Origin of the sequence: Deferrivibrio essentukiensis (assembly GCF_020480685.1) — a bacterium.
GTDB lineage: Bacteria > Chrysiogenota > Deferribacteres > Deferribacterales > Deferrivibrionaceae > Deferrivibrio > Deferrivibrio essentukiensis.
The window spans coordinates 182,338-198,433 of the sequence record NZ_JAJAFU010000002.1 but is presented as its reverse complement, the minus strand read 5'-3'; the positions used below and the strand labels follow the sequence as shown (position 1 = coordinate 198,433).

Here is a 16,096-nt window from a genome sequence, read left to right as displayed (position 1 = left end):
TGTGCTGAATTTAAAATATCACTCCAATCAAAAGTATGATTTTTCCAGATAAGATATATATCAAAAATGTCTTTTGGGTCATCTCTGCCCAAGACAGCTGTAATTTTATTTGATAGGATATTTTCAACATTATCAATAACAAATCCATTAGAAAGATAATTTGGTTCTTTATACCTTGGAACTCTATCATTCACAAAATCAACTTGTAATGTATTATCAATTATTAATCTTACAAAATCCTTACTTTCTACCAAAACTGAAAGAGCAAAATTTTTAGAAAGAATATTTTTTATTTTTTTTATGTCATAGGCAAACTGATTATAATTGTTTGAAAAAAAATCAAGGTCGTCAGAATATCTTTTAGGAAAATAAAATCGGCTTAGGCAAGTACCTCCTGTCAGATAAAACTCATTATTAAAAGAGAAAACAAGTTCCATTACTTTATCTTGAATTTTATATAGCTCATTATAATCTAAGATGTCCATTTTAACTCTTCGATCTCTAATTCTTTATCAAAAAAGAAGAACTCAACGATGTTTTTTCTTTTATATAAGAAATCCCTGTTAAAATTAGGTACATTATAATTTTTTAAAAGAGTTTTGAGGTCATCCTTATTAAAAATTTGTAAATCACGCAAAAGATGTTTGCTGTTTGCAAGAATTTTTTGAAAAAGAAAGATTTTCTCACTAAAACTCCCTTTGCTGACAATTCTCAAAATATCATCTTCAGATAAGTCATAATCCCAAAAACACTCTCTTTTTATACTATTAATACTCATCATAGCCCCATATTATTATCAAATAATAACACAATACTTAAAAATTTAAAGTAAAAAATAAAGGGACAGGCAAATAATTAACAAAACCCTTGACATCATATTTAAACAATTTTAAAAATTAATAAACCACTCGGAGGTAAATATGGGTAGAATGAGAAGACTAAAAATTAAGGGTGAAGAAGCATGGTATCATTTAATCTCTCGAACAGTTGGCGGAGAATTTTATTTTAATGATGTTGAAAAAGAGAAGTTAGTAAACATTATTAAATATTTTAGTAAGATATATTTTGTAAAAGTAATAGGCTATTGTGTCATGAGTAACCATTTTCATTTGGTTATAAAATCAGAATTACCATCAAGTTACACCAAACAAGATATACTGAAAAGACTAAATATGCTATATCCTAAGAGAAAAGATTTCAGCGATGAAGAAATAAAAAAACATAGAGAAAAATTTTCTGACATATCTGAATATATGAAATCTATAAAGCTAACTTTTTCACGCTGGTTTAATAAATTACATGATAGAAAAGGTTATTTATGGGGCGATAGATTTAAAAGTGTGCTGATTGAAAGTGGAGAAGCACTTGTTAATACAATCGCTTATATCGATTTAAATCCTATTCGAGCCAAAATAGTCAAAAGGCCTGAAGATTATAGGTGGAGTAGCATTGGATATCGTATTCAGTTTGGCAATAAAGATAAATTCTTATCTTTTGACGGAATTTTTAATTATACTGAAAAAATAGAAATAAGAAAATATTTATCCATCTTGTATCAAATAGGAATGGAAGAAAGACAAGGTAAAGGTAAAATACTACTAAATGAAAAATCTAAAAGAGAGTATAAGGTTTCATCCGTACTAAAAAACAGAATAAGATATTTTAGTGATGGAGTAGTTATTGGGTCAAAAGAATTTATTTTGAATTATTATAATATTGCAGGCAAGTTGATTAAGAAAAAAGAGAGAAAGGCTCATAAATCATCGATATCTGAAAATATTTACTCTTTTCGGTGTTTGGTAAATTGAAAAAATAGTTAAATAATTGCAATACGCAAATTATGTGTTATTTCTTATTAAATTGATGGAAATAATTTAATAAGCAGACGTCGAGAAGAGAATACTATACTTGTAATTAATCTTATCTTAACTTTTACAATTTCATTAATAATTTAAGATATAAAGAGGCAGGGAAAAAGACTACATTTGCAATTATAGGATATAGTAAGAAGAATTAAATCAGTTGATGAACAAATAAAAGTAAAATGGCAGTAAAAAGATTATTGATAAAAGTAGAGCTAATTTTTTTGTAGTAAAGACAGTAAGTAAAAAATAATAAAAAGTTCTTCATCGATTCATAAATATTTTCGTCCAAATAACAAGTAATAAGAATACCTGTGAGTTTTAGTCTATTATTTAAATTATTTACCTGTCCCTTTATTTGATTTAAATGAGATAAGAGTTTTGCTTGAATTTATTCTTTAAATATTCTATATACTCACAGCGTCAAGGCCGTATAATCAAATGTCAATATAAATTTGGAGGAATAAAATGGCTGGTCACAGTAAATGGGCGAATATTAAGCATAGAAAAGCTGCTCAGGATGCAAAAAAAGGTAAAGTATTTACTAAAATTGCAAAAGAGTTAACTGTAGCTGCAAAAATAGGTGGAAGTGACCCTGAGATGAATCCGAGGCTTCGTGTAGCACTTGATAAAGCAAAATCGGCAAATATGCCTAAAGACAATGTAGAAAGGGCTATTAAAAAGGGTACAGGTGAAGGTAATGACACTACTTATTATGAAGTGACATACGAAGGGTATGGTCCTGGTGGGTTTGCCATATTGGTTAATGCACTTACTGATAATAAAAATAGAACTGTTGCAGAAGTAAGAAGCAATCTTACAAAACGTGGCGGAAGCATGGGCGAAGCAGGCTGTGTGGCTTGGATGTTTGAAAAGAAAGGGATTATAAATGTTAAGAGAGAATCAGCGGATGAAGATATGATTATGGAGCTTGCGATTGAAGCAGGTGCTGAAGATGTAGAAGTCAGTGAAGAAGGATATGAGATTATATCTGAGCCTGATAACTATTATTCGATCAAAGAAGCTCTTGAGACACAAAATATTGAAATAGAGTTTTCTGAGATTACAATGAAACCTAAGACAACAGTAGAGTTAAAAGGGGAGGATGCCAAAAAGGCTATGACCCTGATTGAAGTATTGGAAGACTTGGACGATGTGCAAGAAGTATATACGAATGCTGATATAGATGAAAGTGAGTTAGAATAACATTGAATATTATAGGGATTGATCCTGGATTAAACAATACCGGGGTGGGTGTTTTAAAATTAGAAAATAAAACACTCACCTGTCTTTATCACAATGTTATCAAGACAGATTCAAAAAAAAAGTTGCCCGAAAGGCTTGATACTATCTGCAGCAAGTTAAACGATATTTTGACAGAGTATAATCCTGAATATGCCGCTGTGGAAGATGTATTTTTTTCCGTGAATATTAAAAGTGCTTTGCTGCTTGGGCATACTCGTGGAGCAATTATGGCTACACTCCTTAGCAAAGGGGTAAAAGTGTATGAATTTACCGCTTTACAGATAAAAAAGTCGGTGGTAGGTTATGGAAAGGCGGATAAAGAGCAGGTTAAAAGGATGGTTGAATTGCATCTAAACTTAAAGCTTGATAAAGTAAAATATGATGTGTCAGATGCATTAGGGTGTGCTCTTTGTCTTGGACTAAATCTCACCGGAGGTTATTTTGATTTATAGGGTTAAAGGCGTTTTGCTCGAAAAGACTCCCGGAAAGGCAGTAGTGGAAACTGGTAATATTGCTGTTGAATGTGCAATAAGTGTAAATACATTTTCAAAATTGCCTAATATTGGCGAAGAGGTTAGCTTATATACACACCTAATTGTAAAAGAAGAGTTGGTAGCTCTTTACGGTTTTAAGAATGTGGAGGAGAAGAAGGTATTTTTGCTGCTGAATAAGGTTTCAAAGGTAGGCCCCAAATTAGCTCTTTCGATATTGTCAGGAATAGATTTTAATGAGCTTAAAGAGGTCATCGCCTCTAAAAATATATTAAAGCTTTCATCAATTCCAGGTATTGGTAAGAAAACAGCAGAGAGGATAATTCTTGAACTTAAAGATAGTTTTGAAATGGAAAAAACAGTTGATAGCCAAATACATGACAATAATGCACTTGAAGACGTCCTAAGTGCACTTGTCAATCTTGGTTATAAAAAAGCAGACTGTATAAACATAATAAAAAAGGTTGGCAAACCTGACTCTTCTTTCGAAGAGCTTCTCAAAAATTCACTCAAAGAGCTAGCAAAGTAAAAAGATAAAAATGTTTAGTTAGTTTTCATCTAAAATATACTTAACTATTTCCTCAGGTTTTTCTGCCGTAAAGTCGGGTGTAATACCGTCAAAACTGCCGTAGCCCCATTTTACAAAAATAGATGGGATATTCGCATTTTTTGCCGCATTTATGTCCGTATGATTATCTCCAACAAGAAAATTTTTATTTAAATTTTTATCTGAGTAAAAATCTTGTATCAAATAAATCATATCCGGGTCAGGTTTTGCATTTTTTACTTTGCATGAGCCCACGATATGGTCAAAGTAATGGTCAATCTTTGCAGCACTTAATATCCTTTCTCCAAATTTAGTGGGAGCATTTGTTGCAACAGAAAGTTTTACATTGTTTTTTTTAAGAGAGCTGAGCAGCTCAATAACCCCCTCATAAGGTTTTACGTTTTTTGTACATTGAGTTAGATAGTGATTTTCAAAAATTTCCCTGTCCTCAGGCAAATATTCTTCCGTATGATATAAATGTAAAGCCAACTTTTCCCTTTTGAAATTGATTATTTTTATTACCTGTTGTTCATCCAGTGGAGGAAGACCTTTTGTGTTTCTAACATAATTAATTGATATGGTTATGTCTTTTCTCGTATCCACTAATGTCCCGTCCATATCAAATATTACAAGTATGTTATCCATCTATACCTACTTCAACAAGTGTTGCATTTAATACTCTTTGTACATCTCTTGGATTTATTTTTACGAGAAATCCTCTCTTACCACCGTTTATGAAAATATATTCCAAATCCAATATAGACTTTTCCATAAAAACCGGCATATTTTTTCTCGTGCCAAAGGGTGATGTGCCTCCGACAATATAGCCGGAGTGTTTATTGGCAGTTTCAGGCGCACAAGGGGATACAGCTTTGACATTTAAAATCCTTGCAAGATTCTTTGTAGAAATTTCTTTATCCCCGTGCATTAAAACTGTAAATGGCTTTTTGCTCTCATCTTCCATAATAATAGTCTTAACTATAATGTGCTCATCTACACCCAATTCTCTTGCTGAGACTTTAGTGCCGCCCCTTTCTTCATACTTATAGAAAAAGCCTTCAAAAGGGATTTTATTCTCTTCCAAAAACCTTATCGCATTTGTTTTAGGGTATTTTACCTTTGCCATAAGGGTAAAATATTATATGTAAGTTTTAAAGTCAAAGAAATATTTCTTGAAATTTTAAGCAGTAGTCCTTTTTCTTTTTAGCTTTAAAGTGTGAAAAGAGAGACTTTTCAAGCTCTAAAAGGGCTGTATTTGCTTCAAAGTAGCTGCAAGGTATATCATCTCTGCAAATATCCCCAAAATAATTATCATTTAAGATTTTATCTCTTAAGAAATACAGCTTTCGTATTTTTGATAATAAATTTTCACTGATAATGCCTTCTGAAGCAAGTCTGTATAGTGCTAACCCGTGGGAAATATTTTCAAATATCTTTTCCTGATTTCCATATTCAAAAATCAATGCTTCCATTACGCTTATAATTGGCACAGTAAATAATTTTTCTTTATGATGATTTTGATTATCAAGTAAATCACATATGTTTATGTTAAATTTATTTATCTCCCTCATAATAATGATATCTGCGACCCTTTCTCTGCGGTGAGGGTATAAAAATGGCCAACGGCGATTTAATATGTATTTAAACTTGAAAATACATGGTGGGAGCTCACAAATTAGTTTTTCAACTTTTTTATTCAATGTTAATGTCATATGTAAAATAATATAACATAATTATGTTAATTTCAATAATAAAAATAATAATTATAATTATATGTTTATTTATAGAAATTTAATAATTATACACTGTTCTGTTTGTTTGATTAAAAGTAAAAATATTAATTATAGATTTTTAACTTAGATATTAGTTCTTCAATGTCTCTTCTTGCTGAATTAAGAAAGATTGATTTTTGTTTATTTAACTGCTATTTTGAAATATGGATAAAAATGAAATTTTTGATGGCAAAAGAGCTGAAGAAGATATTTTGAATCAGACAATCAGGCCTAAACTTTTTAAAGATTATATCGGTCAGGAAAAGCTAATTGAAAACTTAAAAATATTTGTGGAAGCGGCAAAAAAAAGGGATGATAGTCTTGACCATTGCCTTTTTTACGGACCACCGGGCCTTGGAAAAACAACTTTGGCAAACATTATTGCCAATGAGATGGGGGTAGGGATTAAATCTACAAGTGGCCCTGTAATTGAAAAGCCGGGGGATTTGGCGGCTATTTTGACTAATTTGAATGATGGTGATGTACTTTTTATTGATGAGATACATAGATTGAATGCAACGGTTGAGGAGATTTTATACCCTGCAATGGAAGATTATGCACTGGATATTATAATCGGGCAGGGGCCTGCTGCAAGGACAATTAAAATAGACTTGGCTAAGTTTACGCTTGTTGGAGCAACTACCAGGATTGGACTATTGTCATCCCCATTGAGGGATAGGTTTGGGGTTACATTTAGATTGGATTTTTACGATATTAATAATTTAAAGCAGATTATTTTGCGCGGGGCAGGTGTTCTTGGAGTGAAAATTACAGATGATGCAGCTGTTGAAATAGCAAGGAGAAGCAGGGGGACGCCACGGATTGCTCACCGCATATTGAGAAGGATACGAGATTTTGCGGAAGTTTTAAATGACGGTGTAATTAATCTTGAAATTGCAAAGGATGGTCTTAAAAGGCTTGAAATAGATGAAGAAGGGCTTGATAACTCTGATAGGCGTTATCTGCTTTCAATAATAGAAAAATATGATGGTGGTCCGGTGGGGCTTGATACAATAGCGGCAACTATTTCTGAAGAGAAAGACACAGTCGAAGATGTGATAGAGCAATATCTTATTTATCGAGGATTTATTAAAAAGACTCCAAGGGGAAGGGTAGTAACTCGTTTTGCTTACGACCATTTAAAAATTTCAGTGAATACTCAAAAAACAATAGAAGACTTTATTCAGGAATAAGATGGTGAAAAAGAAGACTAATTATATTTGTCAAAGCTGCGGCGCTGTTGCACCTAAATGGACGGGAAAATGTCCTGAGTGCGGCGCATGGAATAGTTTTGTAGAGGAAGTTATTGAAGATGTTACCACAAAAAAAGCTTACAGTTTTGAAAACAGACCTATTTTGCTCAGTGAAATAAGAGGGCTTGAGGTCGATAGGACAACATCCGGAATAAATGAATTTGATCAAGTGCTTGGTGGTGGGATAGTTAAAGGGTCTGTTGTTTTGATAGGTGGTGAGCCAGGTATCGGTAAATCTACCATAATGCTTCAGATTGCTTCAAAACTTTCTGATTTACAAAAATCGGTACTTTACTTAAGTGGAGAAGAATCCGCTTCTCAGATTAAGCTTAGAGCAGAAAGGTTAAAGGTTAATAGTAGTAATGTGTCAATTTTATCAACTACAAATATAAATGACCTATTTGGCAATTTAGAAGAAAATATTTTCGATTTTATATTTATAGATTCTATTCAAACAGTTTATTCAAAGGATTTGAATTCGTCAGCAGGCACTGTCGGGCAAATACGATATGTTACTCAGCTGCTTGTGGAGCTTGCAAAATCAAGAGGCATAACTGTATTTTTGGTAGGACAGGTGACAAAGGATGGAGCTATCGCAGGCCCGAAAGTCCTTGAACACTTAGTTGATACTGTTTTGTATTTTGAAGGGGATTATACGAGAGGTATTAGAATACTTCGTGCCGTAAAAAACAGATTTGGCTCTACAAATGAAGTGGGGCTTTTTGAGATGAAGAGTGAGGGGTTAAAAGAGATTACTACACTTGCTTTTATTAATTCATCTGAGACAGCTCCGGGAAGGGCTATGGCTGTGACATTGGAAGGCACAAGACCGATTGTTATCGAGATTCAATCTCTTGTGTCAAACACTTATTTCAACTTTTCCAAAAGAAATGTAAACGGTATGGATTTAAACAGATTACATATGTTGATAGCGATTTTGGAAAAGAAGGTTGGGGCAAATTTGGGACAGACCGATGTATTTGTAAATATTGCAGGCGGCCTTAAAATTAATGAGCCGGGTGCTGATATGGCTGTGGTAGCGGCAATAATGTCATCTTTTAGAGAAATTTCATTACCTTTAAATGTTGCCTTTATTGGTGAAGTTGGACTGACAGGTGAGCTAAGGTCTGTTTCCTCGATGAATTTCAGGATAAATGAGTGTAAAAAAATGGGGATTTCAAAGGTATATTTACCTGCGGATTATGATGATTCGGTAGAAGGGATAGAGATAGTTAAATTTAAGAAGGTTGATGAGTTTTTAAATTATATATTTTAGATAGGTATATAAATAGAGTAAAATTAGGAGGCGATAATGGGACTATTAGATGGTAAAAAAGCTGTTATATTTGGTGTGGCTAATAACAGGTCTATAGCGTATGCGATAGCTAAAAAGTTTAAAGAGGAAGGTGCTGAGCTCGGATTTACTTTTGCTGGGGAGGCATTAAAAAAGCGTGTAATCCCAATATCTGAAGAGCTCGGTGGGAAGTTTTGCGTGCAGTGTGATGTTACTAAAGATGAAGATATCAAAAAAACATTTGATATTGTGAAAGAGCAATTTGGTAAAATCGATATTTTAATTCATTCTGTGGCATATGCGCCGGCGGAAGAATTGAAAGGGAAATATGTAAACACTTCAAGAGAAGGTTTTAGAATTGCACTTGATATCAGTGCATATTCTTTGGTGGCACTTTGTAAAGCTGCTGAAGACTTGTTTAGTAACGATGCAAGCGTAATTGCAATGACTTATTACGGCTCTGAAAAAGTTATTCAAAATTATAATGTAATGGGTGTTGCAAAGGCTGCTTTGGAGGCATCAGTCAGATATTTGGCAAACGATTTGGGTGAAAAGGGTGTGAAGGTAAATGCAATTTCCGCCGGTCCGATTAAAACACTTGCCGCAAGCGGTGTTTCAGGACTAAAATCAATATTTGCAACAGTGGCAGAAAAGGCACCTCTCAGAAAAAATATTACTGCGGACGATGTGGCCGGCACAGCAACTTACCTTGCATCAAACCTTTCAAATGGCGTAACAGGCGAAGTTATTTTTGTAGATTCCGGATACAATATATTGGGGATTTAGGCAGTATTGCTGCCTAAATCTCTTCTAATCCGATTAGATTTTCTGCTTTTATAAATTCCAAAAGCGCTCTTACCCCGTCAAAAGCGCCAATTCTATCTTTTGCCTCACATGCGAGAAACAGTATCGAATCATTTTTCTTAATTTTGCCTATCCGGTGTATTACAAACAGTTTGTTTAGATTATATTCCTTGTAGATTTTTTCAGATTCTTCCCTTAAAACTTCAAGAGCTTTTTCATCTTTCAAAAAAAGGTTTATTTCAGTGTAATTTTCTATATATTTCCCCGGATATTTTGCCTTGCCGTGGTGGATTAAAATTGTCCCGGTTGAGTCGTCCAAGTTTTCATAAAAATTGTCATACTCTTTCATATAATCGATATTTTTGTCAGTCAGATAAACTTTTAGATTCATACTATTTCACCTTTAATTTTATTTGTCCTTCTTCAACTTCTGCTTTAATGTTGCTGAAAATTTCCTCTTCATTTTTAAATGATAGATTACCAATTCTTAATATAACATCAGGGTAAATAGCCTTTTTAATGGCAATAAATTCATTAGTTGAAGAGCTTACATATGTTATATTGTCCTCATTTATTCTTAATTTTTCATTGATGGAGCCTGATAAATCTTCGAGTAGTTTTAATTTTTCCGATAAGAGCTTATATTCGCTATTCATAAGCAAATCTTCTATATCCCCATGCTTTATTATGAGATTTTTAAGATTGTTTTTTACGGCAATGATACTATTTTCTACCGTTTTTAGTTTTTCCAATAGTTCTTTTCTTTCAGCTTTGAGCTTGAATTTATCAAGCCTGTTAATTATGAGAGATGTTTTTACATAAGGCTTTGTTCCTGCTATATTAATCAGAATAAACCTTTTTGCGGTAATTGTACATCCGTCAACCTGCCCAATACCTTTTGTACAAATAAAGCTTCTCCCGCAGGTTACGCTAGAATTTCTGACATAATCTTTTACACTAACATCTTGACCGGCTACAACTTTACAGTCCTGAATAAATTCAGCACCAATATCTTTAAATGCGATTACCTCTGATTTTTCTTTGCCAAATATTCCGGATTTGACCGAAATCGAACCTTTTTCAGATTCTATGTATCCTCCCTCAACGACACCAAATATTTTGATATCTCCACCTGCTTTAACTGAGAAGTCTGGAAGAATATCACCCTTTATTATTACATCTCCATGATATTTTATGTTGCCGGTAGAATAGTCTACATCTCCGTGGATTATAATCACTTCTTTAACATTAATTTTTGAATTCTGATAATCTATAAGTCCGTCAATGGTGGACATTAACTTACACCCATCACTTGAGATATAAGTATTTTTGCCTGCAGGCATTTTAAAATCTTTTCCGGGTTTTGCTTTTATAGGTCTTCCAAAAACATCTTTTCCATCTTTTCCCAAAGTAAATGGAATTTTCAAACATAATATCTCATTTTTTTTAACTTCTTGGAATACCGATATATTTTTAAAATCTGCTATATCATTTTCTATAGTTGGTTTAAGTACATTATCTTTCTCAAAAAAGTAGACAAAATAAGAATCAAGCCCATCTTCAGGTGGGGTAGCTTCAGCAATAAGGATTGACTGCTCAGGCTCTGAATCGATAATTTTTTGTATATTTTCAGGCACTATTCCGTGTTTGATACCATTTTTTTTGAGTATAAAAGTTATTTCCTCAGGTGTCAGTTGTAAAGTTTTCTTCTTGACAAAAAAAGCTTTAGTAGCGTCTTTATTAATCTCAATTTCGGTTTGTTCAAAAAGTGTAGGGTCAATTTTTTTGAAGTTTTCACCGATTTCAATCTCTTTTCCGTTAGAGTAAAGGATAGCATACTTGATTTTGTTGATGTCATAATTGTATATATTTTGAGATATAAGTTTTTTTTCTATCTCCTCAATATCGGCTTTGTACCCTTTAGGCACAATCATAAAAGTCTTATTGTCTTTTATTTTAAAACTGTAACCTGCAGCTTTTATCTTTTTTTCATCTTCTGCATCTTTGAGCTCAAATAGTATATCAGTAAAGTTTCTAAATCTTTCTTCCGGATTTTTGTTAAGACATGTTTTAATGATACTGATTATATTCTTGTTTACATCTGCAAAACAAGATGGGTCAAAATATTCAAGATTTTTTAATTTTCTTATATTTTCTTCGGAAATCTCTTCTCCGAAAGGGTAAATTTCCACAAACAGAGTATATAGAAAACAGCCGTACTGAAAAATATCTACAGAGTAATGGTTGTAGCTTTTTTTGAAATATTCAGGAGGGTAAAATAATGGCGTTTTTGATTCTATGCCGAGCTCACTGTAAAGGGTTTCGTTTTTTACCACCCTTTTTAATCCGCAGTGGTCTATTTTTATGTTAATATTGTCATTTAGATAAAGGGAATCCATCAAAATATTATTATGGAAAAAACCTATTTTGTGACAAAAATCCAATGCATCGGCGAGGTTTATTGCAATTTTAAGCTTTTCCTGCATTGAGAGTAGAGAAATCTTTTTTAAATCAAGCATTGTGCGGTTTGGGTCAATATATTCGTGAACAGACACAAGTTTATCATCCGTTTTGAAATAATCTATTGTTGTTAAGATATTGGGATGGATAAGTTGCCCGGAGAGCTTTGTTAGGTTGTCAAAACGCTTCTCAATATCTTTATTGGTATCTTCATTAGCATTGTCGAGAATCTTGATTAATACTTTTCTGTTAAATTTCTTATCTTCACCGGCAAAATATTTTCCCGCAGGGGAATCTCCCAAAAAGTCTTTTGTTATATATCTGTCTGCGAATTCCATATCTAACATAGATTATAAAGTAAAAATTTATTTGGCAATAAAAATTTATTGCTATCAGATAAATTTGTAGATTTTATTTTTATTGGTCAAATTGGCACGTATTTTGATAATAGTTTAGCATCAGGAGGCAGGTATGAAATTTTTAAACACCGGATTGATAAATGATTTAAGTACGGCACTAAACGTGTCATCATTAAAAAATAAGGTAATAGCGGAAAATATAGCAAATATAGATACACCAGGCTATAAGTCAAAAAATATAGATTTTAAAAAAGCTATGCAGGAATATTTTTCTGGTGGGCAAAAATTATCACTTAAAACTACTGATGAAAAGCATATAAAAAGCAGTGGTAGCAGTGCAGGTTTTATTAATACCGAATTTAGGAATAGTCCTTCACTGAGGAATGATGGAAATGATGTAAATATAGATTTGGAAATGTATGAATTATCAGCTAATGGGGTTTTATATTCGGAGTTATCCCAGTTAACAGGTTATCAGTTTACAAAACTAAAAACCGCTATAACAGGTAGATAGGGGTAGAGTATGAGTTTTTTTGATGTAATGAAATTATCTGCGACAGGATTGTCTGCTCAAAGAATAAGAATTAATGTAATTTCCGCCAATCTTGCCAATGCCAATACTACGAGGGGTGAAAATGGCGAGCCTTACAGAAGAAAGGATGTGATTTTTGAGCAAGTGTTGGAAGGTGAGATGGCTGGGGGAGTTAAGGTGCAAGACGTTATTGAGGATGACAAACCTTTTATATTGAAATTTGAGCCGGGGCATCCTGATGCCGATGAAGAAGGGTATGTGAGATATCCCAATGTTAATCCCGTGGAGGAAATGGTTAATATGCTTGAGGCACAAAGGAGTTATGAGTCTAATTTAACTGTTTTAAATACTGCAAAGCAGCTTGCCTTAAGAGCGCTTGAAATTGGCAGGGCTTAAGGTTTAAAATATAGAGTGAATAGATAAATTATAGTATTGTAAATAAGAATATTTTTGTTATAATTAAAAAAGAGGGAGCTATGGCTGAGATTAACAGAATAGATTTTTTGTTGCCAAACAAACTTGATACTGAAAAAAAGAGTGAATCTAAAGGCAGTGAGAGTAACGTTAACTTTGGAGATTTGCTTAAAGATGCACTCAAGGATGTAAATGATGCTCAGCTTAATGCAGATGAGGCGATAAAAAAAGTATTAAACGGAGAGACACAAAATATACATGAAACCATGATAGCTTTGCAAAAGGCCGATGTTTCTTTGAAACTTATGATGGAAGTAAGGAATAAGCTTTTGGAAGCTTATCAGGAGATAATGAGGACTCAGGTATAATTTATGACTTTAAAAGATATTTATTCGCAGTTTCTTGAAGTTTTTTCAAAAATGAATCTGATGCAAAAGGTCTCCATTGTGGGAGCTGTTTTTGCAGTAATTATTTCATCCATTGTTCTTATCGTCTGGGCAAACAAGCCTGTTTACAAGACCCTTTATTATAATTTAAATCAACAAGATGCCGCATCTGTTATAGAAAAGTTAAAGGAAAGGCAAGTGCCTTACCAGTTGAAAGATAGTGGTAGGACTATAGAGGTTCCTCAAAATTTTGTATATGAAACAAGGATTGAACTGGCAAAAGAGGGTGTTCCAAGCGGTGGCGGGGCAGGATTTGAACTGTTTGACAAGACAAGCTTTGGGATGACTGAATTTGTCCAGAATGTAAACTATCAAAGAGCATTGCAGGGTGAGTTGGCAAGGACAATCGCAAGCCTGAATGAAGTGAAAGAGGCAAGGGTACATCTTACTATCCCTAAGGAGAGACTTTTTATAAGTGAGGAAAGTGAAGCTAAGGCAGCGGTCATCTTAAATTTAAATGGCCCTATCGATAGAGGTCAGGTAAAAGCTATTGCGTCCCTTGTAGCCGGCGCAGTAAAAGGTCTAAAACTTGAAAATGTTCAGATAGTAGATACTCAGGGCAGACTTTTAAGTGATTTTTTGAATGAAGATAATCTGGGTGTAATGCTTAGTCAGACTCAGCTTGAATATACAAAGAAAAGGGAGTCATATTTAAAAAATAAAGTTTCAAGTCTTCTTGACAGTGTGTTGGGAGCAGGTAATGCAGTAGTACAGGTAAGCCTTGAAATGGATTTCAATAAAGAAGAAGTCACTAAAGAGGAGTATGACCCTAACCCGGTGCTTAGGTCTCAGCAGTCTACGGAAGTGTCAAGTACTAACTCAAAAAATGTGCCACAAGGTGTACCAGGTGTTCAATCAAACTTGGCAGAGCCTGATATTACTGGAAATAGTGGTAATTCCCAATACAGTAAGACGGATGAGGTACAAAATTTTGAGGTTGGTAAGACCGTTACAAAGCAGTTAAAAAGTCCTGGTGAGATAAAAAGGCTTACTGTTGCTGTTGTCTTAAATGATAAGGTAGTTATTGAAGAGGTAAATGGTAAAAAAGTTCAAAAATTTGTACCGCGAACTACAGAAGAGGTGGAAAGAATCAAAAATCTTGTTGCTAATGCTGTTGGTTTTAACGAGAATAGAGGTGATAAAATAGAGGTATCAAATGTTTCTTTTGATACTACCGCTTCGGCTAGTGAGGTGACTATAGCTAAAAGGCAAATGTACATAGATTACGCACTTAAAGGTGCCAAATATTTGTCTGCTGTCTTGGTATTTTTACTTTTTTATCTCCTTGTGTTTAAAAGGATTATAAAAAGGCTTGGCGAGGTTAAGGAAACAAAATATGGCACACTTGCAGCAGTAGGTGGCGGGGCAGCGGCTGGAAAAGGTGAAGGGCTAAATCTGTTGGTAGATGATGATATAAAGTTTCCAAAAACACTTGAGGAGCTTGAAAAAGAGATAGAATCCGAGCTTGATGAAAGCGTGCCAATGGATGTTGATTCTGTTAAAGCAAAGGTTATGCTCAAAAAGATTGAAGAGTCAGCAAATGAAGACCCTGAAATGATAGCAAATCTTATAAAAGCGTGGATAAGAGAGGGCGGAGCTTAAGCGTATGGCTGATACTCAAAATATGACAGGTATTAAAAAGGCTGCTATGCTTCTGATAACATTAGGAGAGGAGCTTTCTTCCAAAATTTTGGGAGAGCTTGATGATGACGAAGTTCAAGATATTTCCAGGGAGATAGCCCTTACAAAAATGGTTGACCCTGATACAATGGAAGCAGTTGTGGAAGAGTTTTACAATATGCTTTTGGCTAAGAAATTCATAAGTAAAGGTGGTCTTGATTATGCTAAAAGTGTATTGACAAAATCTCTCGGTCCTGAAAGGGCAAGAAAAATTATAGACAGATTAACTAAATTATTAGAACAATCTTCAGGCTTTGAATTTCTTACAAAAATAGAACCAAAACAGTTAGCAAAATTCATACAAAATGAGCACCCTCAGACTATTGCCTTGATACTTGCTCATCTTGATCCAACTCAGGCGGCTGAGTCTTTGGCAGAGCTTCCTGAAGATTTGAAGGCAGAGGTGGCTATACGGATTGCTAACCTTCAAGACATTTCACCGTCAGTAGTTAAGACCCTTTCTAAAGTGCTTGAAGAAAGATTTGAGTCCATTAGCTCCTATAATGTAGAGGTAGGTGGAGTTAAGTCGGTAGCAGAAATTTTTAACCGTATGGACAGGACTACAAGTAAGCAGACGCTTGAAAGGCTTGAAAAAGATGCTCCGGAGCTTGTGGCAAGCATTAGAGATATGATGTTTGTGTTTGAAGATATTAAGCGCCTTGGACAGCAGGCTATTCAGGAGATTTTAAAGAGAGCTGACAAAAACACACTTACACTTGCACTTAAAGGGGCTGATGAAGAGCTTAAAAATAGGTTTTTTGAATCTATGTCAAAACGAGCTGTTGAGACAATGAAGGAAGAGATGGACTACATGGGTCCTGTGAAGCTTAAAGATGTGGAAAAAGCTCAACATGAGATTGTTGAAATAGTAAGAGAACTTGATGAGGAAGGTGTTGTCAGTATTTCAGGTGGCGATGAAGAGCAATATGTTTAGGAT

At 33.9% G+C, this 16,096-nt stretch carries 19 protein-coding genes; 12 read left to right on the top strand and 7 right to left on the bottom strand.

The annotated features are described in order from the left end of the window. Both LF845_RS02175 and LF845_RS02170 read right to left on the bottom strand, forming a co-directional pair. The coding region (locus LF845_RS02175; protein WP_242819354.1) for a nucleotidyl transferase AbiEii/AbiGii toxin family protein at positions 1-485 on the bottom strand (485 nt) is incomplete at its 3' end. Further along, a complete protein-coding gene (locus LF845_RS02170) occupies positions 473-778 on the bottom strand; it encodes a hypothetical protein (RefSeq protein WP_242819353.1) in 306 nt (101 codons plus the stop codon). The genes LF845_RS02175 and LF845_RS02170, both read right to left, overlap by 13 nt. 142 nt (positions 779-920) lie before the next feature. On the opposite strand from LF845_RS02170, the gene LF845_RS02165 reads away from it, so the two are divergent. The 4 genes from LF845_RS02165 to ruvA all read left to right on the top strand — a co-directional run bounded on the left by LF845_RS02165 (position 921) and on the right by ruvA (position 4,127). Further along, on the top strand, positions 921-1,808 hold the full coding sequence (locus tag LF845_RS02165) for a transposase (protein WP_242819352.1): 888 nt from the start codon (positions 921-923) through the stop codon (positions 1,806-1,808). A 522-nt stretch (positions 1,809-2,330) separates the two neighbouring features. Beyond that, a complete protein-coding gene (locus LF845_RS02160) occupies positions 2,331-3,068 on the top strand; it encodes a YebC/PmpR family DNA-binding transcriptional regulator (protein WP_242819351.1) in 738 nt (245 codons plus the stop codon). Between the two features lie 2 nt (positions 3,069-3,070). Continuing rightward, the gene (ruvC, locus tag LF845_RS02155) at positions 3,071-3,559 is read left to right on the top strand and encodes a crossover junction endodeoxyribonuclease RuvC (RefSeq protein ID WP_242819350.1); all 489 of its coding nucleotides are present in this window, start codon (positions 3,071-3,073) and stop codon (positions 3,557-3,559) included. Beyond that, positions 3,549-4,127, top strand: a complete 579-nt coding sequence (ruvA, locus tag LF845_RS02150; protein ID WP_242819349.1) for a Holliday junction branch migration protein RuvA — start codon at positions 3,549-3,551, stop codon at positions 4,125-4,127. The genes ruvC and ruvA overlap by 11 nt, the downstream gene beginning before the upstream one ends. A gap of 18 nt (positions 4,128-4,145) precedes the next feature. Here the strand turns inward: ruvA and LF845_RS02145 are convergent, their stop codons facing one another. The 3 genes from LF845_RS02145 to LF845_RS02135 are packed head-to-tail and all read right to left on the bottom strand — an operon-like array spanning position 4,146 to position 5,857. Continuing rightward, entirely contained in the window at positions 4,146-4,790 is a 645-nt protein-coding gene (locus tag LF845_RS02145) for an HAD family hydrolase (protein WP_242819348.1), read from the bottom strand. Continuing rightward, on the bottom strand, positions 4,783-5,271 hold the full coding sequence (ybaK, locus tag LF845_RS02140; protein ID WP_242819347.1) for a Cys-tRNA(Pro) deacylase: 489 nt from the start codon (positions 5,269-5,271) through the stop codon (positions 4,783-4,785). Before ybaK ends, LF845_RS02145 begins: the two co-directional genes overlap by 8 nt. A 31-nt stretch (positions 5,272-5,302) precedes the next feature. Beyond that, positions 5,303-5,857, bottom strand: coding sequence for a hypothetical protein (locus LF845_RS02135; protein WP_242819346.1), 555 nt, complete (start codon positions 5,855-5,857; stop codon positions 5,303-5,305). A 224-nt stretch (positions 5,858-6,081) separates the two neighbouring features. On the opposite strand from LF845_RS02135, the gene ruvB reads away from it, so the two are divergent. The 3 genes from ruvB to LF845_RS02120 are packed head-to-tail and all read left to right on the top strand — an operon-like array spanning position 6,082 to position 9,250. Next, positions 6,082-7,110: a Holliday junction branch migration DNA helicase RuvB gene (gene ruvB, locus LF845_RS02130; RefSeq protein ID WP_242819345.1), complete on the top strand. Its 1,029-nt coding sequence runs from the start codon at positions 6,082-6,084 to the stop codon at positions 7,108-7,110. Between the two features lies 1 nt (position 7,111). Then, complete coding sequence (gene radA / locus LF845_RS02125; RefSeq protein ID WP_242819344.1) at positions 7,112-8,446, top strand: DNA repair protein RadA; 1,335 nt, start codon at positions 7,112-7,114, stop codon at positions 8,444-8,446. 36 nt (positions 8,447-8,482) lie between these two features. Next, entirely contained in the window at positions 8,483-9,250 is a 768-nt protein-coding gene (locus LF845_RS02120) for an enoyl-ACP reductase FabI (protein WP_242819343.1), read from the top strand. 13 nt (positions 9,251-9,263) lie between these two features. On the opposite strand, the gene LF845_RS02115 is transcribed toward LF845_RS02120, so the two are convergent. Both LF845_RS02115 and LF845_RS02110 read right to left on the bottom strand, forming a co-directional pair. Then, positions 9,264-9,659 (bottom strand): molybdenum cofactor biosynthesis protein MoaE, encoded by a 396-nt coding sequence (locus tag LF845_RS02115; RefSeq protein ID WP_242819342.1) that lies wholly within the window; start codon positions 9,657-9,659, stop codon positions 9,264-9,266. 1 nt (position 9,660) lies between these two features. Then, entirely contained in the window at positions 9,661-12,075 is a 2,415-nt protein-coding gene (locus LF845_RS02110) for a FapA family protein (RefSeq protein WP_242819341.1), read from the bottom strand. Between the two features lie 124 nt (positions 12,076-12,199). Between LF845_RS02110 and flgB the strand changes: the two genes are divergently transcribed. The 5 genes from flgB to fliG all read left to right on the top strand — a co-directional run bounded on the left by flgB (position 12,200) and on the right by fliG (position 16,093). Further along, positions 12,200-12,601, top strand: a complete 402-nt coding sequence (flgB, locus tag LF845_RS02105; RefSeq protein WP_242819340.1) for a flagellar basal body rod protein FlgB — start codon at positions 12,200-12,202, stop codon at positions 12,599-12,601. 9 nt (positions 12,602-12,610) lie between these two features. Continuing rightward, positions 12,611-13,015: a flagellar basal body rod protein FlgC gene (flgC, locus tag LF845_RS02100; RefSeq protein WP_242819339.1), complete on the top strand. Its 405-nt coding sequence runs from the start codon at positions 12,611-12,613 to the stop codon at positions 13,013-13,015. 80 nt (positions 13,016-13,095) lie between these two features. Continuing rightward, positions 13,096-13,401 carry a flagellar hook-basal body complex protein FliE gene (fliE, locus tag LF845_RS02095; protein WP_242819338.1) on the top strand — a complete coding sequence of 102 codons (306 nt, stop codon included), beginning with the start codon at positions 13,096-13,098 and terminating at the stop codon, positions 13,399-13,401. A 3-nt stretch (positions 13,402-13,404) separates the two neighbouring features. After that, positions 13,405-15,081, top strand: coding sequence for a flagellar basal-body MS-ring/collar protein FliF (gene fliF, locus LF845_RS02090; protein WP_242819337.1), 1,677 nt, complete (start codon positions 13,405-13,407; stop codon positions 15,079-15,081). Positions 15,082-15,085: 4 nt separating this feature from the next. Then, entirely contained in the window at positions 15,086-16,093 is a 1,008-nt protein-coding gene (gene fliG / locus LF845_RS02085) for a flagellar motor switch protein FliG (protein ID WP_242819336.1), read from the top strand. The last annotated feature ends 3 nt before the right edge of the window (positions 16,094-16,096 follow it).